Origin of the sequence: Salirhabdus sp. Marseille-P4669 (assembly GCF_900240405.1) — a bacterium.
Taxonomy (GTDB): domain Bacteria; phylum Bacillota; class Bacilli; order Bacillales; family Alkalibacillaceae; genus OEQK01.
Window position 1 is genome coordinate 325,179 of sequence record NZ_OEQK01000002.1, and the last position, 25,134, is coordinate 350,312.

Annotated in this window: 31 protein-coding genes and 2 riboswitches; of the genes, 16 read left to right on the plus strand and 15 right to left on the minus strand. The window is 34.5% G+C overall.

The features are described 5' to 3' along the window. The first annotated feature begins 1 nt into the window (after position 1). Positions 2-811 (plus strand): phosphate ABC transporter ATP-binding protein PstB, encoded by an 810-nt coding sequence (gene pstB, locus C1A05_RS04640; RefSeq protein ID WP_102027017.1) that lies wholly within the window; start codon positions 2-4, stop codon positions 809-811. A 21-nt stretch (positions 812-832) separates the two neighbouring features. Beyond that, positions 833-1,492 carry a phosphate signaling complex protein PhoU gene (gene phoU / locus C1A05_RS04645; RefSeq protein ID WP_102027018.1) on the plus strand — a complete coding sequence of 220 codons (660 nt, stop codon included), beginning with the start codon at positions 833-835 and terminating at the stop codon, positions 1,490-1,492. Between the two features lie 77 nt (positions 1,493-1,569). Here the strand turns inward: phoU and C1A05_RS04650 are convergent, their stop codons facing one another. After that, the gene (locus C1A05_RS04650) at positions 1,570-2,121 is read right to left on the minus strand and encodes an endolytic transglycosylase MltG (RefSeq protein ID WP_102027019.1); all 552 of its coding nucleotides are present in this window, start codon (positions 2,119-2,121) and stop codon (positions 1,570-1,572) included. Position 2,122: 1 nt separating this feature from the next. Further along, a complete protein-coding gene (locus C1A05_RS04655; RefSeq protein WP_102027020.1) occupies positions 2,123-2,509 on the minus strand; it encodes a hypothetical protein in 387 nt (128 codons plus the stop codon). 233 nt (positions 2,510-2,742) lie between these two features. Between C1A05_RS04655 and rpmG the strand changes: the two genes are divergently transcribed. The 4 genes from rpmG to C1A05_RS04675 all read left to right on the plus strand — a co-directional run bounded on the left by rpmG (position 2,743) and on the right by C1A05_RS04675 (position 5,552). Beyond that, on the plus strand, positions 2,743-2,892 hold the full coding sequence (gene rpmG / locus C1A05_RS04660) for a 50S ribosomal protein L33 (RefSeq protein WP_102027021.1): 150 nt from the start codon (positions 2,743-2,745) through the stop codon (positions 2,890-2,892). Between the two features lie 179 nt (positions 2,893-3,071). Next, a complete protein-coding gene (locus C1A05_RS04665) occupies positions 3,072-3,629 on the plus strand; it encodes a 5-formyltetrahydrofolate cyclo-ligase (RefSeq protein WP_102027022.1) in 558 nt (185 codons plus the stop codon). Between the two features lie 69 nt (positions 3,630-3,698). Then, positions 3,699-3,884, plus strand: coding sequence for a hypothetical protein (locus C1A05_RS04670; RefSeq protein WP_102027023.1), 186 nt, complete (start codon positions 3,699-3,701; stop codon positions 3,882-3,884). Positions 3,885-4,001: 117 nt separating this feature from the next. Next, positions 4,002-5,552, plus strand: coding sequence for a rhomboid family intramembrane serine protease (locus C1A05_RS04675; protein WP_102027024.1), 1,551 nt, complete (start codon positions 4,002-4,004; stop codon positions 5,550-5,552). On the opposite strand, the gene C1A05_RS04680 is transcribed toward C1A05_RS04675, so the two are convergent. Then, on the minus strand, positions 5,549-6,415 hold the full coding sequence (locus C1A05_RS04680; protein WP_102027025.1) for a hypothetical protein: 867 nt from the start codon (positions 6,413-6,415) through the stop codon (positions 5,549-5,551). The two genes, C1A05_RS04675 and C1A05_RS04680, sit on opposite strands and share 4 nt — an antisense overlap. A gap of 169 nt (positions 6,416-6,584) precedes the next feature. Between C1A05_RS04680 and C1A05_RS04685 the strand changes: the two genes are divergently transcribed. The 5 genes from C1A05_RS04685 (at position 6,585) to C1A05_RS04705 (ending at position 12,875) form a co-directional block, all read left to right on the plus strand. Beyond that, the gene (locus tag C1A05_RS04685; RefSeq protein ID WP_102027026.1) at positions 6,585-8,039 is read left to right on the plus strand and encodes a spore germination protein; all 1,455 of its coding nucleotides are present in this window, start codon (positions 6,585-6,587) and stop codon (positions 8,037-8,039) included. A gap of 67 nt (positions 8,040-8,106) precedes the next feature. Then, complete coding sequence (locus C1A05_RS04690) at positions 8,107-8,310, plus strand: YqgQ family protein (RefSeq protein WP_102027027.1); 204 nt, start codon at positions 8,107-8,109, stop codon at positions 8,308-8,310. Positions 8,311-8,325: 15 nt separating this feature from the next. Then, positions 8,326-9,291: an ROK family glucokinase gene (locus C1A05_RS04695; RefSeq protein WP_102027028.1), complete on the plus strand. Its 966-nt coding sequence runs from the start codon at positions 8,326-8,328 to the stop codon at positions 9,289-9,291. A gap of 498 nt (positions 9,292-9,789) precedes the next feature. Then, complete coding sequence (locus tag C1A05_RS04700; protein WP_102027029.1) at positions 9,790-11,685, plus strand: LTA synthase family protein; 1,896 nt, start codon at positions 9,790-9,792, stop codon at positions 11,683-11,685. A gap of 68 nt (positions 11,686-11,753) precedes the next feature. Beyond that, positions 11,754-12,875 carry a hypothetical protein gene (locus tag C1A05_RS04705; protein ID WP_102027030.1) on the plus strand — a complete coding sequence of 374 codons (1,122 nt, stop codon included), beginning with the start codon at positions 11,754-11,756 and terminating at the stop codon, positions 12,873-12,875. A 43-nt stretch (positions 12,876-12,918) separates the two neighbouring features. Here the strand turns inward: C1A05_RS04705 and C1A05_RS04710 are convergent, their stop codons facing one another. Next, positions 12,919-13,086, minus strand: coding sequence for a DUF2759 domain-containing protein (locus C1A05_RS04710; RefSeq protein WP_102027031.1), 168 nt, complete (start codon positions 13,084-13,086; stop codon positions 12,919-12,921). Between the two features lie 224 nt (positions 13,087-13,310). Here C1A05_RS04710 and C1A05_RS04715 point away from each other — a divergent pair, with 224 nt between their 5' ends. Next, positions 13,311-13,943 carry an MBL fold metallo-hydrolase gene (locus tag C1A05_RS04715; protein ID WP_102027032.1) on the plus strand — a complete coding sequence of 211 codons (633 nt, stop codon included), beginning with the start codon at positions 13,311-13,313 and terminating at the stop codon, positions 13,941-13,943. 159 nt (positions 13,944-14,102) lie between these two features. Beyond that, complete coding sequence (locus tag C1A05_RS04720; RefSeq protein ID WP_159461999.1) at positions 14,103-15,203, plus strand: SAM-dependent methyltransferase; 1,101 nt, start codon at positions 14,103-14,105, stop codon at positions 15,201-15,203. A gap of 40 nt (positions 15,204-15,243) precedes the next feature. Here C1A05_RS04720 and C1A05_RS04725 read toward each other — a convergent pair whose 3' ends face one another. The 9 genes from C1A05_RS04725 to comGA all read right to left on the minus strand — a co-directional run bounded on the left by C1A05_RS04725 (position 15,244) and on the right by comGA (position 20,096). Then, positions 15,244-15,486: a DUF2626 domain-containing protein gene (locus C1A05_RS04725; RefSeq protein ID WP_102027034.1), complete on the minus strand. Its 243-nt coding sequence runs from the start codon at positions 15,484-15,486 to the stop codon at positions 15,244-15,246. A 75-nt stretch (positions 15,487-15,561) separates the two neighbouring features. Beyond that, entirely contained in the window at positions 15,562-16,263 is a 702-nt protein-coding gene (locus tag C1A05_RS04730) for a helix-turn-helix transcriptional regulator (RefSeq protein WP_102027035.1), read from the minus strand. A 169-nt stretch (positions 16,264-16,432) separates the two neighbouring features. After that, on the minus strand, positions 16,433-16,645 hold the full coding sequence (locus C1A05_RS04735) for a hypothetical protein (RefSeq protein WP_200816477.1): 213 nt from the start codon (positions 16,643-16,645) through the stop codon (positions 16,433-16,435). After that, positions 16,605-17,036: a competence type IV pilus minor pilin ComGF gene (gene comGF, locus C1A05_RS18520; protein WP_102027037.1), complete on the minus strand. Its 432-nt coding sequence runs from the start codon at positions 17,034-17,036 to the stop codon at positions 16,605-16,607. The genes C1A05_RS04735 and comGF overlap by 41 nt, the downstream gene beginning before the upstream one ends. Continuing rightward, the gene (locus C1A05_RS04745; protein ID WP_102027038.1) at positions 17,023-17,358 is read right to left on the minus strand and encodes a type II secretion system protein; all 336 of its coding nucleotides are present in this window, start codon (positions 17,356-17,358) and stop codon (positions 17,023-17,025) included. The genes comGF and C1A05_RS04745 overlap by 14 nt, the downstream gene beginning before the upstream one ends. After that, on the minus strand, positions 17,342-17,788 hold the full coding sequence (comGD, locus tag C1A05_RS04750; RefSeq protein WP_102027039.1) for a competence type IV pilus minor pilin ComGD: 447 nt from the start codon (positions 17,786-17,788) through the stop codon (positions 17,342-17,344). Before comGD ends, C1A05_RS04745 begins: the two co-directional genes overlap by 17 nt. Continuing rightward, on the minus strand, positions 17,766-18,080 hold the full coding sequence (comGC, locus tag C1A05_RS04755) for a competence type IV pilus major pilin ComGC (RefSeq protein WP_102027040.1): 315 nt from the start codon (positions 18,078-18,080) through the stop codon (positions 17,766-17,768). Before comGC ends, comGD begins: the two co-directional genes overlap by 23 nt. Positions 18,081-18,094: 14 nt before the next feature. After that, positions 18,095-19,126 carry a competence type IV pilus assembly protein ComGB gene (comGB, locus tag C1A05_RS04760; protein WP_102027041.1) on the minus strand — a complete coding sequence of 344 codons (1,032 nt, stop codon included), beginning with the start codon at positions 19,124-19,126 and terminating at the stop codon, positions 18,095-18,097. Further along, positions 19,086-20,096 (minus strand): competence type IV pilus ATPase ComGA, encoded by a 1,011-nt coding sequence (gene comGA, locus C1A05_RS04765; protein ID WP_373419463.1) that lies wholly within the window; start codon positions 20,094-20,096, stop codon positions 19,086-19,088. Before comGA ends, comGB begins: the two co-directional genes overlap by 41 nt. A 184-nt stretch (positions 20,097-20,280) precedes the next feature. Here comGA and C1A05_RS04770 point away from each other — a divergent pair, with 184 nt between their 5' ends. Further along, complete coding sequence (locus C1A05_RS04770; protein WP_102027042.1) at positions 20,281-20,799, plus strand: shikimate kinase; 519 nt, start codon at positions 20,281-20,283, stop codon at positions 20,797-20,799. Positions 20,800-20,822: 23 nt separating this feature from the next. After that, complete coding sequence (locus C1A05_RS04775) at positions 20,823-21,005, plus strand: YqzE family protein (protein WP_102027043.1); 183 nt, start codon at positions 20,823-20,825, stop codon at positions 21,003-21,005. Between the two features lie 49 nt (positions 21,006-21,054). Here the strand turns inward: C1A05_RS04775 and C1A05_RS04780 are convergent, their stop codons facing one another. After that, positions 21,055-21,870, minus strand: a complete 816-nt coding sequence (locus tag C1A05_RS04780; RefSeq protein WP_102027044.1) for a YqhG family protein — start codon at positions 21,868-21,870, stop codon at positions 21,055-21,057. Beyond that, complete coding sequence (locus C1A05_RS04785; RefSeq protein WP_102027045.1) at positions 21,848-23,521, minus strand: DEAD/DEAH box helicase; 1,674 nt, start codon at positions 23,519-23,521, stop codon at positions 21,848-21,850. Before C1A05_RS04785 ends, C1A05_RS04780 begins: the two co-directional genes overlap by 23 nt. Positions 23,522-23,718: 197 nt before the next feature. Beyond that, a riboswitch (glycine riboswitch) is annotated at positions 23,719-23,811 on the plus strand. Positions 23,812-23,814: 3 nt separating this feature from the next. Beyond that, positions 23,815-23,895: riboswitch (glycine riboswitch) on the plus strand. Positions 23,896-24,019: 124 nt separating this feature from the next. Between C1A05_RS04785 and gcvT the strand changes: the two genes are divergently transcribed. Beyond that, positions 24,020-25,120, plus strand: coding sequence for a glycine cleavage system aminomethyltransferase GcvT (gene gcvT / locus C1A05_RS04790; RefSeq protein ID WP_102027046.1), 1,101 nt, complete (start codon positions 24,020-24,022; stop codon positions 25,118-25,120). Positions 25,121-25,134: the final 14 nt, after the last annotated feature.

Sequence of the window (25,134 nt, forward strand, 5' to 3'; positions counted from 1 at the left end):
CATGGTTAATCTTACACAATTGCGAGAAAACAATTCGAATATAGAAGTAGCAACAAAGGAAAATGTTTTTGAAGTGTCTAATTTAAACTTATGGTACGGTGAGGACCAAGCACTTTATGACATTAATATGAACATGGGAAAAAATGAAATTACTGCAATCATCGGACCATCTGGATGTGGAAAATCTACTTTTATTAAGACATTAAATCGTATGGTTGAATTAGTTCCTTCTGTTAAAACTTCTGGAACAATCAAGTATAAAGATAGTAATATTTTTGATCCTAAATTTGCTGTAGAGGATTTACGTACACAGGTAGGGATGGTTTTCCAAAAACCAAATCCATTTCCTAAATCTATCTATGACAATGTTGCATATGGCGCTAAAATTCATGGCATTAAGAAAAAGAAAGATTTGGATATTATTGTTGAAAAAAGTTTGCGTGATGCTGCAATTTGGGATGAAGTAAAGGACCGACTAAAAGAAAATGCCTATTCTTTATCAGGTGGTCAACAACAACGCCTTTGTATTGCTAGATGTTTAGCTATTGAACCTGATGTCATTTTAATGGATGAGCCAACATCTGCCTTAGACCCAATTTCAACATTAAAACTAGAAGAATTGGTACAAAACTTAAAAGAAAAATATAGCATCGTTATCGTGACACACAATATGCAACAAGCTGCTCGTGTATCAGATAAGACTGCCTTTTTCTTAAATGGAGAAATTGTAGAATTCTCCAATACAGATGTATTATTCTCAAACCCAGAAGACAAACGCACAGAGGATTATATTACTGGTAGATTCGGATAAATATTGGGAGGAGATTTGTTTATGACGATTAGAGCGAATTTTAGTGGTGAGTTGAATGAGTTAAAGGTACAAATTAAAGAGTTTGCTAGCGTGGTAGACGATGCCCTAAAGAAAGCTGTAGAATGCTTATATCAAAAGGATGTCGAGAGAGCACAAACGATCATCGATAATGATGTGAAGCTTGATGAAAAAGAGCTAGAAATTAACGAAAAAGCAATACTACTCATTGCCAAGCAGCAACCGTTAGCGAAGGATTTAAGAAGGCTTATTATCGCACTTCGAATCTCATCAGACTTGGAAAGAATGGCTGATCATGCTGTAAATATTGCAAAAGCTACGATTCGATTAGGGCAGGATCATCCGCTTACGATTCATACAGAAATCAGTGCTATGGCGGAACAAGCAAGAGATATGGTTTCGTTAGCGATCAAAGCATTTGAACATGAAGATATCTCCCTGGCAAGAAAATTAGCGGAGATGGATGATAAAGTGGATAAAATGTACAATCAATTTACACAAAAATTACTAACTGAAACAGCTTCCAATCCACAATATATTCAGCATATTATGCAAATGTCCTTCAGTGCAAGATTTATTGAAAGGTATGCAGACCACTGTACGAATATTGGGGAAAATATCTTCTATTTAGTAAAAGGGGAAGCTTACGACTTAAATGTCTAAATGAATCTAATCGTCCTCGTTTAATCTCTTTGACACAAAAGAAAACAGCTGATCCTGAAGGATCAGCTGTTTTATCATTAGTTTGTTAAAACCTCAGCAATCTCGTATAAGCTCATGCCACTTTTTAATTGGAACGTCCCAATTTGAATGTATTTAGCATAATCATTGTCTTCTAAATAGGTGATAAACTCCATTTTATCTTTTATTACCTTTTCATCAATTAACAAATCTGCCACATCATATGTTGTCATTCCGGAAGCAATCTCAATTTCAACTGGTTGGGCTTCTTTCTTTTCTTCTTGTTGCTTTTCTTCAGTCTGTTGTTGCTCTGGTTTTTCTTCTGTTTGTTCCTGATCTTCTGTAGCTTGTTTTTCCTCATTTGATTCGGTTTGTTTTTCTTGTTGTTGTGTATTGTTCTCTTCTTGTTGATTACTGTTGAGCTGTTCGTTTAAATCTGTCCATTCCGTTTTTGTCACTACATGAAATCCTTCATTTTCTAAAAATGTGGATGCATCCTCAATTGTTAAATCCGTTTTTTCCGTACTTCCACTTGATTGTGTATAAATAATTCCAAGCACAATGGCTGTTGTCAAAAGACCTAAAGAAAAGGAGCGTAATGTTGTTCTCATATTAAGCATCCCCTTCAGTAGCATCTACATAATCAGGATTTACTTGGTGAAGTATTGCACGAACATCGTAAGGCTTTAATGTTGTGTTATTTGCTATTTGATCAATTGTAAATCCAACCTCATGCATTTTTTTTATTTGTTTGTACACTGGAGGTAACTTTTCCTCTGGAGGTAACGTTGGTAACTCGACATTTTCCGTAATAAAGTCAGTTAAAAGCTCTTCCTCTAAAATCTTGATTTTTCTTTTCAACTGATAGGATTCCTTCAAAGTAGTGACAGATAAATCATCTATTTGGTCTTCCAAATCCTTAATTTTATCATTTGTAAAAAAGGATAGAACAAATAAAACAATACCAACAACGATTAATGTTATTAACGCATAACTCATTATAGACACTCCCTTGTACTAGTTATAACATAATCTGTACATAGAAAAAATAGAATGTTATTACCATTTCTTTTATAGAATAAATTATGTCGAAAGAGCTATTAGACTATACGACACAATATTTCTTTTTATGACCTCTTGAATAAGATTATCAGGTTTGGTATGATATATAAGTCCAATTATGCTTTTAAATATTACTAGTGACAGACAAGAAGGAATGGAGGGAAACTATAATGCGTGTAAATGTAACTTTAGCGTGCACTGAATCCGGTGATCGTAACTATATTACGACTAAAAATAAACGTAAAAATACAGAACGTCTTGAATTAAACAAATTCTGCCCTCGTTGTAATAAAAAAACACTTCATCGTGAAACGAAGTAATTTTTTTGTGTGGTAGATTTTGCAATGTAAAGAAAGAGTGGTTTGAAATACCTATTAAGGGTTTCAAATCACTCTTTTTTTAATGGATATAGATTGCTTCAGCTTCATCTTAGGCTTTTTACTTCTATTCTAATAATTTATAATGATAGCTGTATGCTATTTCTCTGGGGAGGTACAGAATGAAAAAGGTTTGGAGAGAAAGAGGGAAAGAGATATTAAGGTCTCTACCAATGGAAGAAAAAGATCGTATTTCAAAAGGTATATCGAATCACATTCTCCGAACAAGTTGGTGGCAAGATGCCAATACAATTGGGGTTACGATGTCCACTCCACTTGAATTAAACACGAAGTACCTAATCGAGCAGGCATGGAAAGAAGGAAAGACTGTAGCAGTACCGAAGTGCTATCCAACAGAAGATCATAAAATGATTTTCTATGAAATGAAAGAATATGATCAATTAGAAATGGTGTATGCCAAAATACGAGAACCGAAGCCAGAGGTATCTCAACAAGTATCTAAGCGTAACATAGACTTACTATTTGTACCTGGTCTACTCTTTGATGTGAATGGTTATCGTATAGGTTTTGGTGGAGGTTATTACGACCGCTATTTAGTAGACTATACTAACGAGACAATTGCTATTGCGGTTTCCAATCAGATTGTTCCAGACATTCCCCATGAAGAATTTGATCTCCCGGTACATCATATTATTACTGAAAAGGGTGTACTATTTTAAAGCTAAACAATGTATAAACTCCTTATTTGGACAAATGATATAGGTATCATAGTCTAAGGAGTGTTCATGATGCGTACAATGATGGGAATCGTATTAACAATGGTAAGTGTATTCCTAATTTATCAAAATCGGTTTCGAATTATAAGCTACTTTATTTCCATTCGATTCATGAGGAGAATGATTACAACGGTTGCCATGAACATACCACTAATAAAAGATAAATTTTTTAAAATGGCGTTTTCACGTTCGGCTTAATGATTAGCTGAACGTATTTTATTTTTGTGAAGTAAATCTCTAGAGGAAAAGTGGCTGTTACGTTTTCTTTACCATGCTACTTTTGTAATGGTATGATTGGATAAGGGAGGGGAATGAATGGATGCCTTGTTAAATGAATATTATACATGGAAAGTTGCCAATCATCTCATTTCAAATCGCCAGTTTGAATTAATCCAGGCTGACAGAAACAATAAAGAAATATGGCTAAAAGGAATTTTGAATAAAAAAACAACTATCATTCGTTTATATAGTAAAGGATTTGATTGGTCCAATCATTTAAAAAGGGACATTGCATTTGTGATAGAGCGTGTTCGGAAAATACAAAAAATGTTAAAGGGTAAGGAGATACAAATTTATAATCTGTATTTTGCCCAATATCAACCAGTTGATGATTGGTCATCCTTAAAGAAAAACATTTTATTAAAGGATCGGAAATCGATTCTAACGAAGACGTTTTATTTATATGAGGAAAATCGAAATTCCGATGTAACTGCCCTTTTCAATGAATTCGAAATGGAACCACCACTTCTTCAAGATTTTCAAAATGAAGAAGAATTGGAGAGGGAGCTTGCGTATTTTAAGCAAGAAATTATAGGTAGACATCAACAGCAGAAAAGAGAAGTTACTTCTATTTTTAACTATGGAAAACCATTTTTCACTTATATATTAATGGCTATTAATATATTGATTTATTTTTGGATGGAGTCCAAAGGGGACACTACCAATATGCTCCACCTAATTGAATGGGGAGCTAAGTTTAATCCATACATTATGGATGGAGAATGGTGGAGAATTGTCACCTCTATGTTTTTACATATTGGCACGTTACATATAATGATGAATATGTTTGCACTTTATTATCTCGGTGTTTTAGTTGAGAAAATGTATGGCAATGTGAAATTTCTATTTATTTACTTTTTAAGTGGAATTGCTGGTGGGTTAACGAGCTTTGCTTTTAATCAGACTGTTGCTGCTGGTGCATCAGGTGCTATATTTGGTATGTTTGGTGCGCTACTCTTTTTTGGTATCCAAAATCGAAAAATTTTCCTTCAAACGATGGGTGGAAATTTGCTCTTTGTGATCCTATTAAATATCGTCCTTGGATTTAGCATTCCAAATATAGATATGGGAGCACACCTCGGTGGACTGTTAGGTGGCTTTATTGCCTCATCGATTGTACAGATGCCTAAGAAAAAAGCGATTTCAACTAGGATAATAGGAACTCTTGTTTATCTTTTTCTTATCGCTGGTCTTGTAGCATATGGTATCGAGCGAAATACAGAACATTTAGACCCAGAGGCACAACATTTACTAGCTTTTATACATTTAGAAAATGATCAGTATAATGAGGCGGTTACTGCTCTTACGAATGCTATCAATAATTCAGAACAGAAAAAGGAGCAGTATTATTTCGACCGCTCTGTTGCCTTCTATTTTTTAAAGCAATGGGAAAATGCTAGAGACGATCTAATTGAGGTAGTTACATTAAATAATCGAAACGCAGATGCTCATTATAACTTGGCACTTATTTATATGGAATTGTCCGAATTTGAAAAGGCAAGGGAGCATGCACAGAAAGCAGCAGAGCTTATCCCAAATAATCAACAATTTCAAAATTTAGTGAATCATCCATCCTTAAATCGTTAAAATGTAGGTATTTCTTGTATGAGTCTTTGTTTATTTCCTTGTGTATCTTCATAGAGCACATATATGTGTTCTCCTTTTTTATCAACTAGGATAAGAGGCATATACGTATTTAATGGATTGCCATCCTCTGTCTTTTCGTAACTTATACCTACTATGTAGTGTCTATAAAGGCCTTCCCATAATTGACCAAGAACCTGTTGTGTTTGTTCTAAAGTTAATGTTGGGAAGGGTTCATTTTCATAATAATGTAATTGAGTTAAAGGGATTTGTACATAATCTTCGCTGTTTAGTTGATAGTGATCCATAAGTCTTTTCCAATAATACGTTAGCTGTTGAAATTTAGCATGATCTAATGTTCTCTTCCATTCTATTTCATTATTTGTTACCGGCTCTTTGAAGGATTCTAATGGAGTATGAGGTGAGTCCATTATGTACAATTCATCATGAGTCATCGATTGTATACTTTTTATTACCTCTTCCGGATAATGCACCTCTCCATGATGAAAGGAAATGGCTTCAAGGTTACTGCTTCCTTCTCCGTTAAATATCGTAATTTGTTCTAATGCACTAACATTTTCTTTCCATTGATTTAAAATACCTTTCAACTTACCATCAATAAACAATAGGGACAAATCTTGTCTTAAATCAATCGGCTCGTTTGTCTTGGACTTAATAGACCAGCTTAATTGATAGGAATCATCATCTGTAGGCTTAAGCAAGGTAAGCATTGTTTCTTGGTCAATAAAATTTTTCGTTTCATCCAACGGAAAATATTTAATAACCTTTTCATCCTCATGCGTAAGATTCACTATCAGAATCGATAAAAAAAAAGTTAGGATAAAAATAAAAAATAATTTTTTCATAATAGGACCACCTTTAACTTTGTGATGTATGTATTAAGAGTACTTGTATTTTATTAGCTAGCTTGTCTTATACATAAATGTATGTCCATACATGAGCATATATGAAATGTATGTAATGAAAAAAATAGCTCAAACTAATCAGAGATAATCGGAATGAATAGGTGAGTATATGACAGAAAAACGACCAATCTCGAAAAGCTTTGATGACAACGTAGCCTACATGAAGGAAAGATTAGGAGTAGATAAGAGCTTTGATGTAGTTTATATCGATTTAGAATACGCGGAACGAAGAATGGCTTTATTTTTAATAGATGGTTTTGCTAAAGATGATATTTTGCATTACATAATGAAATTACTATCTAGGTTAGAGCCTGAGCAATTAGAACCAGATCCCTTTGAAAAGCTATTTAAAACCCATCTTCCTTATATTGAATTAGATTATGTGGAAGATTTGAATGCTGCAGGGGATCAAGTACTAGCAGGACCAACAGCATTATTAGTAGAAGGGCTATCGAAAGTCATTATGATTGATGCTCGAACATATCCTGTTCGAGGACCACAGGAGCCAGACTTAGAAAGAGTTGTTCGAGGTTCAAGAGATGGCTATGTTGAGACAATTGTTTTCAATACGGCACTAACAAGAAGAAGAATACGAGATCGTTCTCTACGAATGGAGTATTTACAAATAGGGAGAAGATCAAAGACAGATGTCTGTCTTTGTTATATAGAAGATATAGCGGATGATCACAATGTCAAGCACTTAAAGAAAACCTTAGAAGCAATTGATACAGATGGATTACCGATGGCAGAAAAAACGGTTGAAGAATTTTTAGGCGGGAGACATTGGAATCCTTACCCTATTATTCGGTACACAGAAAGACCTGATACTGCTGCAGCTCACTTATATGAGGGGCATGTATTAATATTTATCGATGGCTCCCCTAGTGTTATGATTACACCAGCAACCTTTTGGCATCATATGCAACACGCTGAGGAATATCGCCAAAAGCCATTTGTAGGTGCATATTTACGTCTAGTACGTTTTCTCGCTGTTTTGGCATCTTTATTTATTTTACCGTTATACTATTTGTTTTCAGTGGACCCATCTCTTTTACCACAAGGTTTAGAATTTATTGGACCTACGGAGTTAGGAGTGATCCCGTTACTCCTTCAGTTTGTTATTGCCGAAATTGGAATAGATGCATTACGTATGGCCGCTATCCATACTCCATCCGCCTTAGCGACAGCGCTAGGATTAGTAGCAGCCATCATGATTGGACAAGTAGCTGTTGAAGTAGGGTTATTTTCGAATGAAGTTGTTTTGTATTTGTCTGTTGCAGCCATCGGGACATTTGCAACCCCTAGTTATGAAATGAGTTTGGCGAATCGAATTATCCGATTGATTTTTTTAATTGTTGCAAGTATTTTTGGACCTGCAGGTTATATGGTGGCGATTACGATATGGCTATTAAAGCTTGTAAGTATAAAAACATTTGAAATTCCATACTTATGGCCATTTATTCCTTTCGACCCACACGCACTACGTGATGTATTAATTCGCTCGCCAATGCCGCTTAAAAATTTACGACCAGCATTTTTACATCCGAAAGACCCAGACCGCTAATAATCAAGCGGTCTTTTCTATTTCAAATATGCTTCTAGCTTGCTATAATAAAATTTAGGTGATGAAAATGAATAGTATTTACGATGTGCAACAATTACTAAAAAAATTTGGCACAATTATATATGTAGGAGATCGATTAGCAGATTTAGAACTAATGGAACAAGAACTAAAGGATTTACAACATTCGAATCTTATTAGTACGAAGGAGTTTTCGATGGCGCTTTTCCTATTACGACAAGAACAGGCATCCGTAAAAGATAAAAAGAAATGAAAGTGGGAACAAGAAATGGCTTATTATGTAGGTGCTGATATTGGTGGTACGACGGTAAAATTAGCCTTTATAACGGAGAAAGGACAAATTGTTCATAAATGGGAAATCTCAACGAATATACATAATAATGGGGAAGAAATACCAAAAGAGATTGTTTATTCGATCGAAACGAAAATGCAGGAACTACGAATTCCAAAAGAGGAACTTCTTGGCCTTGGGGCTGGCGCTCCCGGTTACGTAAATACCAATACAGGACTCGTATATGAAGCTGTGAACGTTGGTTGGAAAAACTTTAATTTAAAGGACAAGCTCTCCCAACGATTACAGATCCCTGTTTACGTAACGAATGATGCGAACCTAGCAGCTTTAGGCGAATACTGGGTAGGAGCAGGCAGGAATATTGATCATTTAATTACAGTTACACTTGGAACGGGTGTAGGTGGCGGTATTGTTGTGAATGGTCAAGTTGTAAATGGCATTGATGGATCTGGTGGGGAGATTGGGCACGTTGTTGTTACACCTAATGATGGACCAACTTGTAATTGCGGGAGAAGAGGCTGTATTGAAACATATGCGTCAGCTACAGGAATTGCTAGACAAGGATTAGAAGAAGTAGTAAAACCAGTCGACACCTCCTTAAAAAATATATTTGCTACAACTGGGACACTTACGGCAAAAGATATTTTTGAACAGGCTAAAGATGGGGACCTGGTGTCCAAACAAATCGTAGAAAACACTACCAATTTATTAGGGATTATGCTTGCGAATTTAGCGACTATTATTAATCCTGGTGTCATTATCATCGGTGGAGGTGTATCAAAAGCCAAGGATACCCTCTTAAATCCACTTAAGAGAGCATTTGAAAAATATTGTTTAGATCACGCTTTTCATAATTGCGAAATTACAATAGCACAATTAGGTAATGACGCAGGTGTTGTTGGTGCTGCATATTATGTAAAACAGCATATGAACAAGAAGTAAATAAGGATGTAGCCAACTTGGTTGCATTCTTTTTTATGAACAGTGAATATGGATCAGGATATATGTGTTTATCTAAACAAGCTGCCAATTCATGTATTTACATGAACCAACCTATCCAAATTTAGTACTTGTCGAATTATTTTAGAAAATATCGAATAAATGTCTAACCCATTGGTATATACTTATTTTGGAAATAAAAAACAATATATTCCATCCGAACTATGTAAAAAGCCCCTTGACTTAAGTGTAGAAAACGTTAGAATATAGTAGTTAGTTTCAAAGAGAATAAATTATTTCATGAACGTTGTAGTACTTTAACAATGATGTAACGTTTATTACTTTTGATAACATCTTTGAGGAATTTTTAAATTTAATGAAACGTTTTTTGCTTGTATTTCGTCATATAATATAAGCAAGGAGAAACTAGTAAGTTATGAAACTATTACAAATGATAATCCACTACTGAGATTTAACATTTATAAGGAGGAATGAGCAGTAATGCTACAGCGAATTAAATGGCCATTGTTTCTAATTGCTTCTTTACTATTTGGCCTTAAAACATATATCGTATATCGCTTTATATTCGATCTATCGATTGAAAATACAATGCAAGAATTTATTTTATTCTTAAATCCTTTTGCATCAGCTTTAATTGTCTTTTCTTTAGCTGTATTTATGAAACCAAAAACACAAAAAACATTTATTAAATATGCTGCACTTATTGGTTCTTTAATCATTTATGTAAATTTAGCATATTATCGTAATTTCACGGATTTTATTACATTACCAAGTCTCTTTCAGTTTAAAAACTTTGGAGATTTAGGTAGCAGTGCGTCCGCTTTAGTTAAGTTTTGGGATATTTTCCTATTTTTAGATGTTATCATCATCTTCCTACTGGCTTGGAAAACAAAGGACAGACTAGTAAAACAATATAAAAGAACTGGAAAACTACAAGTAATGGCTTTAGCTTGTTCTGTTTTGATTGCAAATATTGTTTTAGCAGAAATTGAACGTCCTAACTTATTTCTACGTGGTTTTGACCGTGAATATTTAGTTAAAAACGTTGGTTTATTTAACTACCATATTTACGATGTTGTCATTAACTCCAAAACAAAGGTACAACGGGTATTAGCAGATGAAAGTGAATTAGAAGGTATAGAAGAGCATGTGAAAGCAAATATTTCCAGCAAAGAAGCATCTTCCGAAATGTTTGGAATTGCGAAAGATAAAAACGTTATTTATATTTCAGCGGAGTCTTTACAATCGTTTGTCATTAACAACACGATTAATGGTGAAGAAATAACACCATTTTTAAACGACTTAATTGGGGATAGCTACTATTTTGAAAACTTCTATCAACAAACAAACTTAGGAAAAACGTCAGACTCTGAGTTTATTGTAGAAAATTCATTATATCCATTGCCAAATAGTTCCGTATTCTTTACTCATGGTCAAAATGAGTATCATGCTGTTCCAGAAATAATAAAAGATCATGGCTATTACTCAGCTGTTTTCCATTCGAATAACAAGAGTTTCTGGAATCGTGACGTAATGTATGAGTCGTTAGGATATGACCAATTTTATTCAGAGTCTTTCTATAATGTAACAGAAGAAAATACGATTGGATGGGGTCTTAACGATAAAGAATTCTTTGACCAGTCCATTAAGTATTTGGAATCTATTCCAAAACCATTTTATGCGAAGTTTATAACATTAACGAACCACCATCCGTTTGAAATTGACCAAAGCTTAGCGAATGTGGATAAGTATGATTCGAACTCTAATACGTTGAACAACTATTTTCAAACCGTAAGATATATGGATGAAGCAATTGAAGGATTTTTTGAAGAACTAAAATCAAGTGGTTTGTACGAAGATTCCATTATCATTATTTACGGTGACCACTACGGTATTAGTGAATATCATAATAAAGCAATGGAGAAATATTTAGACCAAGAGATTACACCGTATGATAATATTCAATTACAAAGAGTGCCTTTGATTGTGCATATTCCAGGTTCTGATGATGACCGAACAATTGATAAAATTGGAGGTCAAATTGATTTAAAACCTACTGTATTAAACATGATGGGCATTGAGAATGATGAAGATTTAGTGTTTGGTACAGATTTATTCTCTGACGATCGCAAGCCATTTGTTGCATTCCGTAATGGTGACTATGTATCAGACGATTATGTATATACAGAAGGAATTTGTTATGAGCGGGAAACAGGAAATGAAGTTGAGATTCCTGATGGTGAAGAATCCCCTTGTGAACCATTAAAAGATGATGTATTGTCGGAATTAACACTTTCAGATGATTTAATTTACGGTGATTTATTCAGATTTCATGACTTCGGAGAAAATAAAACAACAGGAACTAAAGAAGAGTAATCATAAAACCCGTATCATTATATGATACGGGTTTTTCTATAAAGATATTGTACTATGGGGTGTTGTTTGTGAAAGCTTTAAAAGTAATGCTACTCTTAATATTGTTCGTTTTCCTCCCCTCTTGTTCAAACGATAAGCGTATCATTCATGAATTACACCAATATCAAACGAACTTAGAATATAAAACATATGAGAAGGAATCAGAGCGTTTTTCTTTTCGTTCAAGAATAGTTCCTTTACATGAACCAAACTTAAATCGAATTACAAGTTGGTACGGCAATCATGAAGTGCTAATCCTTGTCAATGATGGGATTTCAAGCCGTTTAGAAAAATATAATTTTTATACAGGAAAACGTGATGTGTTTTATAAGTCAAGTGATTTTATCATGCAAGTGCAGCCCAATTCAAACAATACCTATGTAGCAATAGAAAGTAAAGATATAAGTAATAATTCCATTTTGGCAATATTAAATGCTGAAGGAGATATGGTTCTTCAAAAGAAGATTGCAGTGGATTTTTTAGAACTAGCCTGGAGTCCATATGCCCCCTCCAGTCTAATGGTAACCTCCTATTATCCTTCGTTACAGACAACAATTGAAGTTATGGACCTAGAACAGCAAGAAAAGCAGGAACTTCATATTGAACCTTACGTTCAGTGGTTCAGTAAGGATCAGGTAGCATACTTCGACTGGAATAATGGGGCTTCTTTGCAGGCACCTATAAAAATATATAATATACATTCAACAACAACGCAACATCTTAGCCAAAACGCTATATTGTTCGATTCAATCCCAAACTACTTTATGTATATGGAATTTAAAGAGGACGTGTTAAACGTAAAGTTTGTGGATAGTACTACGCAAAATGAAGTGAATTCCTTTGATACACCAGTTTTAGATTCACATGCTGGATACATTTGGAGTCCGATTTTTGATTGGTCCTCTACAAGTAATCTCTTTTTTATATTTGAGGCCAAACAAGCAGGGTCCTTAATTGACTATAACCATGGATATCAATTAATCGTTTATGATGTTCAAGCAGGTAAAAAGCAGGATGTAGTTTCCGTTGACGAAATTACGAACCTAGACTGTTCCCCAAATGGAGAATGGTGTTTAATGGGCGCGCAATTAGAAAATTTAGTGGATATAAATACGGGAGAGATAATGAAGCTGGTAAATGAAAAGAGCTAGGAATTTCCTAGCTCTTTTGCTTGAATTCATTTATTCTCTTCTTTTATTTTGGGAATAATTCGTGTATGATACTCATAACAGAAAACCAACCAAATACTAGTGTTGATATTCCTGCGAACCCTACTGCAAAGAAATTACGTTGTTTGGCTTCACGGAAAATAGCAAGAATACATAGGATTGTAGCTATAAATAGCAATATTGCAACTACCACTGAGATACCCCCTTCAATATGTATATATCCATTGCAATAATTAAAAATGACTTGCTTTCATAACAAGTTACTTATACTAGTAGATATAGTATAAATTTAGGCATTTATATTATGTACTATACGATTGCTCTCATACATTTTATAAAAAATTTATGGCTTTGTCGAGAACTAATAGGAAATTTCTTTGTTTTGTCATAAATAAAGCTACTTTAGGAGGAATATACATGGAAATTAAACAACTTTCTTTAGGTGCATTAGGAACAAACTGTTACGTTATTCATAATAACAATAATAATGCACTAATTGTAGATCCAGGAGATTCTTTTGAGGAAATCGCGAAATACGTAAATGAAAGGAATCTTAAGCCTATTGCAATTTTATTAACACATGCTCACTTTGATCATATTGGCGCGGTAGATGATGTTAGAAACGCCTATAATATAAAGGTTTACTTACATGCTGTAGAGCATCCATGGTTAAGGGACCCTCAGTTAAATGGTTCCAGTTACTTTGGTATTTCGAAACCGATTATATTGAAAGAAGCTGATGGGGCACTAACGGAAGGGTTGTTAAATATAGGAGACTTTCAAATGGAAGTTTTGCATACTCCAGGTCATTCACCAGGAAGTGTTTCATTCTATTTCCGTAAAGATCATTTTGTCGTTGCTGGAGATACATTATTTCAAGGGAGTATTGGTCGTACGGATCTTCCTGGGGGTCATCATCAACAGTTATTAAGTCATATTAAAAATAAGCTTTTGGCACTGCCGTTGAAAACGATAGTATATCCTGGACATGGCTCAAAAACATCAATCGAACAAGAAAAAACAACAAATCCATTTTTGATAGGTTTATGAATGTAGAGCAAAGTAAAACCCCTTCTTTTAATAAGAAGGGGTTTTGGGGGGATGTGCTCTGCTCTTTTGTTGGTTAGGGATTAATTAAGCTACTAAAATTACTATATAACTTTATTAACACTATGTCAATAGTGAAAACCTGAAATGAGGGATAAAATCTTGATTAATAGTGTAAAAACTGCAATTGCTCGATCACACTTAAAATCTATTCCTTATAATGAGTTTATATCTTTGGCTTTATATGATTCGCTGGAAGGGTATTACAACCAAAAAAGAGATGTGTTTGGCAAAAAGGGAGACTTTTTTACAGCTAGCCATGTCCACTCCGTTTTTTGTGAGCTGTTGGGAGAGTGGTTCTTAAAACTATTTAACGAGCTTCATTTACCACATGTAATTCTGGAATTAGGTGGGGGAGATGGGCGTTTTGCGAAACAATTATGTGAATTCTTTTCAAACAAAGGAATGAAAATCACTTATTATTTTGTAGAGGGAAATGAAATACATCGGAAAAACATAAAAGAGCAAATTACAAATCACACACTGGAGACATTTTCGTCCCTACACGATTTTGAAGAAAACATTGGCCATTTTAACGGAATTATATACTCTAATGAATTTTTTGATGCGCAGCCAGTAAAAGTGGTCGAAAAAAACAATGGAGAGCTGTTTGAAGTTTATGTGAGCATGGATGATGATGGAAGACTAATAGAAAGATTTTATCCCTGTTCCAGAGAAATGGTAGATTGGATAAGGAAGTATGGTATTGTACTATCGGAAGGACATCGGATGGAGGTACCTAATTACCTAAATTCGATATTGGAACAAATAGCAACAGTGTTACATAAAGGAATTATATTAACAATAGATTATGGCTATACGAATGAAGAATTAGTAGATCCAAGAAGAAAAAAGGGAAGTTTAAGAGGATACCTTGATCATCAAATGGTAGACCGGGTGACCGACCATGTTGGAAAGATGGATATTACCCACCATATTCATTGGGATTCTTTTATTAAAATTGGTTTAGAGCATGACCTTGATTTGTACATGTTCGAAAAACAACAGCAGTTTTTATTGCAAATCGGGATATTAGATTATGTTCGTGAAAATAAATCGGGTACTTACTTTTCAACGGCTTCCAAGCAAAACCGAGCCATTCAACAATTGATTTCTGGCGATTTCATGGGGAACATGTTCGAAGTGTGTATCCAAGCGAAAGGTATTCGTAAATCCCAGTTAGAAATTTTTATGAAGAAATAAAAAAACAGGAATCTGTTATATAGATTCCTGTTTTTTCCTATTAATGACCAAACGATGGTACTAATAGGAATGTAGTATAGTACGTAAATCCAATAAAGAAAATTGTACAATACGCACCAAATATGTACATATACATACGCTCGGAAAGGTTTAAATAGCCTAATCCAATAAAGAACACCGTCTGTACTAAAAATAGTATGGATGCACTAATCATATCACCAATATAAAACATAACAGTAAAAATACCAGTCCAAAAACCTAAAACTCGGTACATACGATCCATAATATACTCCTCCTTCTACCGGTGACTCATCAACGATTATTATAAACTACCCTTTTTAGAATGTAAATGAACTTTTTATGACTTTATGTTTATAAGATACCCACAAGTTTTGCACTCATTCAACATATTCGTTTTTTCTTCCAATGTAATAACGTTAGAAAATAATTCTTCAAACATTCCTTTAATGAAATATCGGTGCATTTCACATATGGTTTGATGATCATCCTTTGCTGCAATTTCTTTAAAAGGACAATTATAAATTTTATATGTGTACGTATCATTACTTGGATTGTAATCAAATTCTGGTTCTAATCCAAGCATAACGGAGGCATCTTTTAATAGCTTTATTTTTTCCTCGGCAGTGAGGGTTTGTACATCAAGATCTGGATATGTTTTTGCCATAATTTGATGTCCAAATTTTCTGCCGGTTTCTACAAGTGCGTTTTTTCCTTGCTCGCCAAGAGATAGTAGCGTTTCCAAAGCAATTTTAGCTAACATTTCATAATCACGAAATGGAAATTGTAATTTGATTACTTCCTCTGATAACTCGTAAATACGGAATGGTCTACCACCTTTAGGGTTCTTTTGTAATCTTCCGATGATCATCCCAATATCTTCAAGTTTTGTTAAATGTAGTCTTGCAACATTCGGATGGATATGGAATGTATCAGCAATTTCTTGTACGTTCACACTATTATGCTTTTTTGCGATATAATCATAAATATTTAAACGGGTTTCATCACTTAAAACGTTCGTTATTCTTAAAGTCTCTTCCATTTGTTTTTCCTCCCGAATTTAAAACTACTACTTTCCTACTATATTGCCTTCATTTTACCATAAATTATGGACGGGAGTAATGGTAGTTCTAAATGTCTTCGGTATAGTAATGGACAACTTTTTAAAAATTATGCATGAATAGCTTGAAACTATAATGTTACGTATCAATTTAGAAATTAGGTTTGGTTAGGTAGTTGGAAAGAGACTTTAGTTCTTGTCTTAATTGTTCTTCTTGTAATTCCACTAATTCTATTTCTGTCTTTAAGGAGTGAATATTCCAAATTAATAGTGAAATAAACAATAGAGATAGGAAATAGACAGAGGGAAAAATAAAGCCACGCTCATTCTTGAAATGTAGCACCTTTAAAGAGCCTCCTTTCATACGTTTCTCCTCCCTGGATTTTGATTGTAACGTACAAAGTATGTTTTTCATCCTCCCATTTTATACTTTGTACATTAAATAACATTACTTCATGGCCTGCATAATTAACCCTTCTTCTAATTTGATTGGTATAACGTTCAATTGTAATCATTTGGTCGTTTTGATGTAGTAATAACCCTGAGGTTGTGAGTTGTACTCCGTTCGATTGGTTTAGCTCGTATTGTAATAGGTAGAAAAAATTAGCTATAGAATAGTCCTCCGTCTTTGAATCATTCATGCTGATGAAAAGCTGTATGAGTGAGGATAAAAATGGTGTGATCATTATAAAAATGGATAATGAAAATAGTATCGTAATAAATGTGTATCCGTTTTTTCCTTCATTTAGCGACATATAAACACTTTCTTTCTTGCTTATTTTTATAATTTGACCACGAAATACAGCCTTCTAATTCGTTATCTGTAAGTGCGATTTCAATCTTTGCTTTGGTTTGATTTATCTCTAATTGCTTGGTAAGAGGGGATATAGGTTTTGAATTCATTGCATACAATAGTTCGTTATGAAGTTCTGTTAACATGTCCGAACGAAGCTCAATATTTTCTCTTTCTAAATGAGTTTGAATCATCATTGGTACAATGGCGGTTAGGATTATTATGAAAATGGAAAATGCGGCAGTAGTTTCTAAAAGGGTAAAACCTTTATTGCTTCGTAACATAAAATCTTCCTTTGCCAAAAGGGAATGTTATTTTATATTTGCTGTAGTCGGTTGTAAAAGTAAAGCTACCGGGTTGATTAGGAGTGCCGGATGGATAGAAGGAAAACGGCAATGTAAAGGTGCCTAGATCAATCTTTATTCGAGAGGAGTAGCTCCTTCTTTTAATTAAGTGATTAAAGCCACCCTCCCGAATTTCATAATAATGGTTTTGTGGAAAAAAAGTTAGTTTCATAAGTGATCCATTTGTAATGGCGGCACTTTGCATCAGTAAGATATCTTCTTCAAAGGCTTGAAGAAATTTTTCATCCTCAAGCTTTTGAAGGGAATTGGATTGTAATGGTACGGAAACGCCTATTAGAATTAAAAAGATAGAAAGAACAATTAAAATCTCAAGAATCGTGAAGCCATTATCCTTCCAATGTGGGTTCATTTTTTAAGACACTTCCATCTCCACCTATAGTGATTGCGGTGCCGTCAGGACAGGTAGTTCGATCTAAATAGCCTGCACTTTCGAGAGTATTTATACTATCAGGATAGGTACCATTATCAACTTTATATAATTGAATTTGAGCTTCTACTAATTCGATAAACGCATCACATCCCTTGCTATCTACTACCTCGTTACTTTTTGCAACATTTGGAATTGTAATTAATAATAATACGGAAATGATAAGTAATACGACCATCATTTCTATTAATGTAAATCCTCTATCATTTTTCATTTAAACACCTCATTTTATAATTGTTGCATTAAATTAAACATCGGGATCAATATCGAAAAATAAACGGTCAAAATAATAACACCAAAGAACAGATAACACATTGGTTGAATATAGGTTATCATTTTTGATATTTTGCTCGTTATGGATTCAACTAACATCTCTGCATAGCTTCTTAAGTCCTTCACTAGAGTACCATCATACATACTTCTTTCCGTTATAATGGGAAGCTCTCTTTCCACGAGGGGAATTTGCCTTATGACTTCATGTAGCTTTTCACCTGCATAAATTCCTTCATAGCATATAGAGGTACAATGCTGTAAAAATGGTAATTGGCTTTGATTTTTCATAATTTGAAGCGCGTTTTTAATGGATAGACCACTTTCAAGCAAAGTACTAAAATGATAACTAAATAAATAGGTTGTCTCTAAACTTTTATATGTTCGAAGTAACGGTAGTGCGCTATAAAACATTATTTTCTGTTGTACAGGTAGCTTGGATTTTATTCTTCTCCAAAGGAACCAAGCAAATATTGCAAAGATAATAAAGAAGAGAAGTATATTTATGACATGATTCATAATAGTTAATACAGCTGGTGTGTACTCTGCCCCCATAAAGCCTTGATACATATCCGTTAAAGAAGGAAGTAAAAAAGCCTTTAAAAAGAAGAAGAGTAACAGGATGAAACAAAAGAGTATTAGGGGATATTGAAGGGTTTTATTAAATTTGTTTTGGAATGCCTTTTGTTGCTTTAATAGCCTTGTACCGTTCTGTAGGGCTTCTTGAAGGCGACCGGTTTCTTGGGAAAAGTATAGGAAGGAAGTAACTATTGGAGTGAAAGAAAGGCTTTGAAAAATAAGATGTAGACTTTTTCCATTCTTCAATTGGATGTCGATTTGCTTCGCTATTTTACCAAGCTTCGGATCATAAGAAAGCAATGTGAGAGCACGACTAATAGAGTAACCGTTTTTCATTAAATTCGCCAGCCGATCAAGTACTATAATTTGGTCAGCTAACGGTGTGTTTTTCTTTAGAGATAGAGAGAGCATTCGCTTTCCTCCTTAAATATTCGAAGGATTGGAAGGACGGATTTGTATAAGGGGATTTTCCGTTAATTGCTTCCTGCAAAATAGTATGTTCGAGTATTTCTAGGATAGCTGTTCTCTTTTGCATCGGTACATCACTTGGGCAATTTATCAACTGTTGTGATGCGACTCCAATTAGGGTTTGGGATAGCTCAGATGCAGAGATTCCCATCTCATATAAACGGAAAATAGTTCCGTATGCATTTTTCGCATGAATAGTTGAAAGTACAAGGTGTCCGGTAAAGGCTGCGTGGAAAGCAAAACGGGCTGTTTGTCGATCTCTAATTTCCCCGATCATTAAAATATCAGGGTCGTGACGGAGAGCGGCTTTCAGTCCGGCATCATAACTAATCCCTGCTTTTTCGTTTACTTGAACTTGCAAAATGTGATCAAGCTCTTGTTCAATTGGATCTTCTAACGTAATTGCTTGAAATGGTTTGTTTTTTACAATTGTTTGGAGAAGGGAATACATGGTTGTAGACTTTCCGCTGCCAGTTGGTCCAGTAAATAAAATAATTCCAAATTTATTCCGTATCCATTGTAATAGTGTATTTGCTTGAGTGGGAAATAAAAAAAGTTCTTCTAATTTATATACAACATTTCGCGGTAGAAGACGGATTGCTAGACTCTCCGAATGTTCTACAGGGAGGGTAGACAAGCGCAGGTCAATTAACTTACTTTCTTGTGTGAATGTTAGCGTACCATCCTGTGGCTTTCTTGATTCACCAATATCCATGCCAGAGGTAAATTTTAAATAGGATAAAAGCTTCTCATATTCCACTTTGGATATAGAGGAGTAGCTTATTCGATCGCCATTAATACGAAAAAAAATAGTCGTATGGTCTTTATTTGGCAAAAAGTGAATATCGCTTGCTGCTTGATTCATCGCCTCGATTAATATCATGTCGGTAAAATCCTTTACTTTATTAGACAATGTGTTCACCACCTTTGAAAAAAGATGTAAAATAGGTTAAGTGTATTTTATCCACTTTTCGGGAACGTGTCATTTTCGTAAATCCGTAAAATGTGGAATGAAACATGTGAAAAATGAAAAGAAGTATTGTAAGAATTATAAAATTCTAGCGAAAAAGTAGTTAAAAAAATGGAGATGGGCATAAATGAAAAGTATTTGTTTAATTGGATTTATGGGAAGTGGAAAAACGACAATTGGGAAGGAATTAGCCAAAGCATTACAAGTCCGTTATTTTGATACAGACCTTGAAATTGAAAGGTGGAAAGAGCGAAAAATCCCACTCATTTTTGAAATCGAAGGGGAGAATGCTTTTCGAACATACGAAAAGGAAATGTTGCAAAGAATGCCAAATGAAAATGCGGTGATTGCAACAGGTGGAGGTATTGTAGAAAATAGTGACAACCGAGCTACATTAAGAAATTGTTTTTTTGTTATTCATTTAAATCCAACTTTTGAGGATATAGAAGACCGTTTAAGAAACGACGAAACAAGACCACTATGGAATCAAGATAGAGATGCAAAATTGAAATTATTTCATTATAGAAAGAATTTATATGTAGAATGTGCAGATATAGTTATAGATATACATAAACAAACAGTTGCTCAAACCGTAGAAAACATATTACATAGCATAAAGTCATTACGATTTGGAGATAATAATTAAAAACGTTCTTGGAGTGAATTTTTATGAATGACATTGTGAAATATATGACACAAGAAGTATTAAAGTATATGCACCTGCCAAAGGATGAAAAGCAAAAACGGAAAATGGATAAAAAACAATACAAATCCAATCGCTCCACACGTTATTTTGGTGTTGTACCTGCTGCAGTAAAAATGATGGTAAAAAGTAAGAAGAAGGGGTCATAGCCCCTTCTTTTCTATATTATGGTGAAGTACGAAATGAACGCGATTGATCTTAATGTACAATTTTGCTGCTGGAAGAATCGCTAATATAAAACAGTCCCCCATTGATAACAGATATATCTACTTCTGGTAATAGACGTTTCTCTAGGTCTTTACGTTCGCTTTCAAAACGGTTTGTTAACTCTTCTTTTTCTTCAGCTGTTGCATTTTCTAAATAGGTTTTATAAAAGTGCTCTAAAATGTCCTTTTCTTTTTCGAAGTGACGATTTGCATCTTCTGCCCACGAATGGTCCTGTTCTTGAATATATTCTTTTACGTAATTTTCGATTCTTTTATATGCACTCGGGATACGTATTATTGGAGAAATAGTGAAACAATAATCAGAAATCATATTAGAAAATTGTAAGGGTTTCAGTTTCTCCATAAAATCGAGAACCATCGTACCGTTAATCAATTGAAGGCCAATTGATAGTAATTCTTCTTTCTTCTGCCTTCCTTTATAACTAATGGAGATGTTTACTACTAACCAAGGTTTTAATGGTGCTTCTCTTGCTTGTTCATAAACAAGTGTATATTTACCTTGTTCTAATTGAGAACGGAAGATTTGGTGTAACCTTGGAGAGCCAAAATGAATCCACTCCCCATCTGTATCTTTATATTTTGGGTTTGAAACGAAGGTTAAGGTGGCTGGTGTACCTTCTTGCCCCATTTTTTTAATATATTCCCAATAAAATGGCCGATTCATTAATAATCGATCTAATTCCTCCGTTAATTGAACGGTTAATTTTCCATTTACGTTTTCTTCAATTTTGCATTTGTTCAAGGTGAAAAATGAGTGTAGATAATTATGAATAGCTAGCTGTTCCATCCTCTGTCACCTCTTGACTTTCCAACTGATTTTGAAAAACGGCAGTTAAATTTTCCATTTTGATTCTAGCTTCACCTGGTGTAGCTGATTCTGCAAATATTTCTTTAATTTCCGTTTCTAAATTATCGATATTTAGCGATTGTAATATCGTATCCAGCTCCCCAATAACTCTTTCAAATAAATTAATTTTTTCATATAACATGGAGACTAAATGTTCATCTATTGTGTTTCGAATGGCTAAATAGTAAATGTTCACATCTTCTTTTTGACCAAAACGATGTATTCTACCAATGCGTTGCTCTAAACGCATTGGATTCCATGGTAAGTCGTAATGAATCATGTTGTTGCAAAACTGTAAATTGATTCCTTCTCCACCGGCCTCTGTTGCAATTAACACTTGTGCGTGATTTTTAAACAATTGGGTCATCCAATCCTTTTTGCTTCTTTTAAATCCACCTCTGAATGGTACCGATGATATTCCATTTTGTTGTAGCATCCATTGTAGGTAAAATTGAGTAGCACGATACTCTGTAAAAATAATGAATTTCTCATTAGGTTTTTGTTTTAATATTTCTATTACTTTTAAAGCCTTGGAATGATGAGGGAGCTGACCGATTTGTTCAATCATTTGTTCACCCCAAGCTTTATTCGTGTATTTTTCCTCGTTTTCTTCAAACATTTTTTTCAATGACATATAGCAGGCTTCTCTACTTGAACATAGTTCTCTTTTTAAGGTTATCGCTGTGAAGGTATCCTTAGATAATAGGTCGTTGTCCAATTTATCATAAAATGCTTGCTCTTCCTTCGTAAAATCAATCCAGACTGTTTCTATTTTTCGTTTCGTCCAATGTACACCTGTATCTTGTCTGCGATTTCGGACCATCACATTTTGCACAAGCTGCTTTAGTTTTTCATCCTGCTTAAGAGCAGTACGTTTATTTCCAAAAGTATTGGAGAATTCTTCATAGCTACCTAAATATCCAGGTTTTAAAATAGTAACTAAATTAAATATATCGGATAGTTGATTTTGTACCGGTGTCGCAGTTAGTAATAGACAATAGGTTTTTTTAAGGCTGTTTACGAAATGATAGTTTTTCGTTTTATGATTTTTTAACTTGTGTGCCTCATCTATAATTACAAAATCATACTCTTGATTTAAAACAATATCACGATGAGGTGGTCGTTTGGCTGTATCTAAAGAAGAAACCACAACATCATATTGTTCCCACATATATGCTTTCTTTTGCGCAATGGCTGGAATATAGAATTTTTCGTGAAGTTCTTTTACCCACTGATTCACAAGAGAAGCCGGTACTAGAATTAAAACTTTCTTTGCTAGGCCACGAATCATATATTCCTTTAAGATTAAGCCTGCTTCAATCGTTTTTCCTAGCCCAACCTCATCAGCCAAAATTGCCCTACCGTTCATATCCTGAACTACCTGCTCGGCGCATTCTATCTGATGTTGTAAAAATTCCATATGAGGTAAGTGTTTAGGGGATTGCAATCCTTCAAATTGAGGAACAGCCAATGTTTTTGCTGTTTCATAGGCTAATTGAAACATTTCATAGGAGCGAAATGGTCCATTGTCATGCAATCTCTCATTAAATTCCTCAATAAAAGGTTGATCAAAATTTATTTTAAGTTCCATTACACTCTCTCCAATTCACTAAACTTTTAACTCAAATATGTTCGGAAATACTAAGGTGAAAGTAATAAACGATTGAAACGTTTTTTTTATTTCGTATCCTTTTTTCGTATGCTATAATTGGCTTGAAGTAAAATGATAAACGTATACATATCCAGTTCAAGTAGTTTAACCAAATTCAAATAAAATATGTAAAGCGAATGATTACATGGGGAGAGACTGTAGCGTTACAGCGCCGAAGGAGCAAGCAATGAAATTGTGAATCTCTCAGGCAAAAAGACTCGTGTAGGACGCAACTCTGGAGAGAGCTTATCATAAGCCACCTAAGAAGCAAGTGATGGTGAAAAGTCACGAAACTTTCTGGTACAGGGACAGAGAATTCTTTAAATAGAAGAGTTCTCTGTCTTTTTTGTTTTATCGATTCCATGCTTTTACACCATCATTTATCAGAAAATTAAGAATGGTATTAAAAAACGGTTGTTAAAGAGGAGGGGCTTTTACATGACAGAATTAAAGCGAACACCATTATATTCTTTATATAAAGAGTATAATGCGAAGACTGTTGATTTTGGTGGCTGGGAGCTACCAGTCCAATTTTCGGGGATCAAAAAGGAACATGAAGTTACAAGAACTACTGCCGGGCTCTTCGATGTGTCCCACATGGGTGAAATTTTGGTTGAGGGCGAGGATAGCGAGTCGTTTCTTCAAAAGATGCTAACAAACGATCTAACAAAATTAACCATTGGCAAAGCGCAATATACGATAATGTGCTACGAGAATGGTGGGACTGTGGATGATCTTATCGTATATAAATTACAGGATGAGAAGTTTTTGTTAGTAGTGAATGCAGCGAATACAGAAAAAGATTATGAATGGTTACTAATGCATCAAGCCGGAAATGTACGACTGCGTAATGTTTCTGCAGAATATGTGCAACTCGCTATTCAAGGGCCGAAAGCAGAGACCATCTTGCAAAAATTAACTTCCACTAATTTATCAGAGATTACATTTTTCCGTTTCCGAGATGATATAAAGTTTGAAAATACGAAGCACGAGGCCTTAGTTTCGAGAACAGGTTATACAGGAGAAGATGGTTTTGAAATCTATATAAACCCAGAGGATGGCACTTCTCTTTGGCGTACTATTTTGGAGCAGGGCAAAGAGGAAGGAATAGAACCAATTGGGTTAGGTGCCCGTGACACCCTACGATTTGAAGCAGCACTTCCACTATATGGTCAAGAACTATCGACTACTATTACACCGATCGAAGCAGGTCTTTCCTTTGCTGTAAAAACGGAAAAGGATGCAGATTTTATCGGGAAAGAAGTACTAAAACAACAAAAGGAAAATGGAGCTTCAAAGCGACTCGTTGGAATCGAAATGATCGATAAAGGAATTCCAAGACATGGTTATGAGATATATGTTGGAGAAGAAAAAGTTGGTGAAGTAACATCAGGTACCCAATCTCCAACATTACAAAAAAACATTGGTTTAGCTCTTGTCGATGCAAACTATGCGGAACCTGGAACAGAGCTTGAGGTTCAAGTCCGTAAGCGTAAATTAAAAGCAGTTGTAATACGGAAACCGTTTTATAAACGATAAAAGGAGATGATTTG

What these genes read in the sequence shown, in the direction of transcription:
- pstB (WP_102027017.1), top strand. Translation starts at nt 2, where the DNA reads ATGGTTAATCTTACACAATTGCGAGAAAACAATTCGAATATAGAAGTA.
- phoU (WP_102027018.1), top strand. Translation starts at nt 833, where the DNA reads ATGACGATTAGAGCGAATTTTAGTGGTGAGTTGAATGAGTTAAAGGTA.
- C1A05_RS04650 (WP_102027019.1), bottom strand. Translation starts at nt 2,121, where the DNA reads ATGAGAACAACATTACGCTCCTTTTCTTTAGGTCTTTTGACAACAGCC.
- C1A05_RS04655 (WP_102027020.1), bottom strand. Translation starts at nt 2,509, where the DNA reads ATGAGTTATGCGTTAATAACATTAATCGTTGTTGGTATTGTTTTATTT.
- rpmG (WP_102027021.1), top strand. Translation starts at nt 2,743, where the DNA reads ATGCGTGTAAATGTAACTTTAGCGTGCACTGAATCCGGTGATCGTAAC.
- C1A05_RS04665 (WP_102027022.1), top strand. Translation starts at nt 3,072, where the DNA reads ATGAAAAAGGTTTGGAGAGAAAGAGGGAAAGAGATATTAAGGTCTCTA.
- C1A05_RS04670 (WP_102027023.1), top strand. Translation starts at nt 3,699, where the DNA reads ATGCGTACAATGATGGGAATCGTATTAACAATGGTAAGTGTATTCCTA.
- C1A05_RS04675 (WP_102027024.1), top strand. Translation starts at nt 4,002, where the DNA reads ATGGATGCCTTGTTAAATGAATATTATACATGGAAAGTTGCCAATCAT.
- C1A05_RS04680 (WP_102027025.1), bottom strand. Translation starts at nt 6,415, where the DNA reads ATGAAAAAATTATTTTTTATTTTTATCCTAACTTTTTTTTTATCGATT.
- C1A05_RS04685 (WP_102027026.1), top strand. Translation starts at nt 6,585, where the DNA reads ATGACAGAAAAACGACCAATCTCGAAAAGCTTTGATGACAACGTAGCC.
- C1A05_RS04690 (WP_102027027.1), top strand. Translation starts at nt 8,107, where the DNA reads ATGAATAGTATTTACGATGTGCAACAATTACTAAAAAAATTTGGCACA.
- C1A05_RS04695 (WP_102027028.1), top strand. Translation starts at nt 8,326, where the DNA reads ATGGCTTATTATGTAGGTGCTGATATTGGTGGTACGACGGTAAAATTA.
- C1A05_RS04700 (WP_102027029.1), top strand. Translation starts at nt 9,790, where the DNA reads ATGCTACAGCGAATTAAATGGCCATTGTTTCTAATTGCTTCTTTACTA.
- C1A05_RS04715 (WP_102027032.1), top strand. Translation starts at nt 13,311, where the DNA reads ATGGAAATTAAACAACTTTCTTTAGGTGCATTAGGAACAAACTGTTAC.
- C1A05_RS04725 (WP_102027034.1), bottom strand. Translation starts at nt 15,486, where the DNA reads ATGGATCGTATGTACCGAGTTTTAGGTTTTTGGACTGGTATTTTTACT.
- C1A05_RS04730 (WP_102027035.1), bottom strand. Translation starts at nt 16,263, where the DNA reads ATGGAAGAGACTTTAAGAATAACGAACGTTTTAAGTGATGAAACCCGT.
- C1A05_RS04735 (WP_200816477.1), bottom strand. Translation starts at nt 16,645, where the DNA reads ATGAAAGGAGGCTCTTTAAAGGTGCTACATTTCAAGAATGAGCGTGGC.
- comGF (WP_102027037.1), bottom strand. Translation starts at nt 17,036, where the DNA reads ATGTCGCTAAATGAAGGAAAAAACGGATACACATTTATTACGATACTA.
- C1A05_RS04745 (WP_102027038.1), bottom strand. Translation starts at nt 17,358, where the DNA reads ATGTTACGAAGCAATAAAGGTTTTACCCTTTTAGAAACTACTGCCGCA.
- comGD (WP_102027039.1), bottom strand. Translation starts at nt 17,788, where the DNA reads ATGAACCCACATTGGAAGGATAATGGCTTCACGATTCTTGAGATTTTA.
- comGC (WP_102027040.1), bottom strand. Translation starts at nt 18,080, where the DNA reads ATGAAAAATGATAGAGGATTTACATTAATAGAAATGATGGTCGTATTA.
- comGB (WP_102027041.1), bottom strand. Translation starts at nt 19,126, where the DNA reads ATGCTCTCTCTATCTCTAAAGAAAAACACACCGTTAGCTGACCAAATT.
- C1A05_RS04770 (WP_102027042.1), top strand. Translation starts at nt 20,281, where the DNA reads ATGAAAAGTATTTGTTTAATTGGATTTATGGGAAGTGGAAAAACGACA.
- C1A05_RS04775 (WP_102027043.1), top strand. Translation starts at nt 20,823, where the DNA reads ATGAATGACATTGTGAAATATATGACACAAGAAGTATTAAAGTATATG.
- C1A05_RS04780 (WP_102027044.1), bottom strand. Translation starts at nt 21,870, where the DNA reads ATGGAACAGCTAGCTATTCATAATTATCTACACTCATTTTTCACCTTG.
- C1A05_RS04785 (WP_102027045.1), bottom strand. Translation starts at nt 23,521, where the DNA reads ATGGAACTTAAAATAAATTTTGATCAACCTTTTATTGAGGAATTTAAT.
- gcvT (WP_102027046.1), top strand. Translation starts at nt 24,020, where the DNA reads ATGACAGAATTAAAGCGAACACCATTATATTCTTTATATAAAGAGTAT.